General features: G+C 42.5%; 1 protein-coding gene. It reads left to right on the forward strand.

Annotation, left to right across the window (positions count from 1 at the left end; genetic code table 11):
* Positions 1-336: IS3 family transposase (locus KM885_RS17800; RefSeq protein WP_216884349.1), on the forward strand; the 336-nt coding region annotated here is incomplete at its 5' end.
* Positions 337-541 lie beyond the last annotated feature (205 nt).

The raw sequence follows: 541 nt of genomic DNA on the forward strand, positions 1-541 counted from the left end.
GCATTAAATCGTTTAAAAGAAAAAAAGTTTGTGAAAGGTGCCATTCTACATAGTGATCAAGGCACACAATTCACAAACGCTGGTTATCAAATGCGTGTCAAAGAGATGGGCCTCACCCCATCTATGTCTCGCAAAGGCAATTGCTGGGACAACGCATGCATTGAGAACTTCTTTAGTCATTACAAGTGTGAAATAGAATGCTTCTTTGAAAATGCAAAGAATGTATTTGAAGTTCAAAATGCGGCAAACCAATATATCCATTACTTTAATCATAATCGAATCAACACAAAATTACAAACAAGTCCCGTAAAATACATGAAGCGTTATGCCAGTTAAAAATGCACGCAGGGAGCCACAGCGGAGCTGCTTGCCCTTGCTAGGCATGCCTCTTCTTGGCGATTCGTTGTGTTGGGGATAGGGGCCCCGACCAACGAGAGCTTAGAAGAGATGGTTCGTGGTACGCTGTGTGTGCGAATAGGGAGCTTTAATAGCTTTATTTTTCCCGATTCGCCACTTTATTCACCACCACGAACCCAAATGC

The organism is Oceanobacillus caeni, assembly GCF_019037185.1.
Classification (GTDB): domain Bacteria; phylum Bacillota; class Bacilli; order Bacillales; family Amphibacillaceae; genus Oceanobacillus; species Oceanobacillus caeni.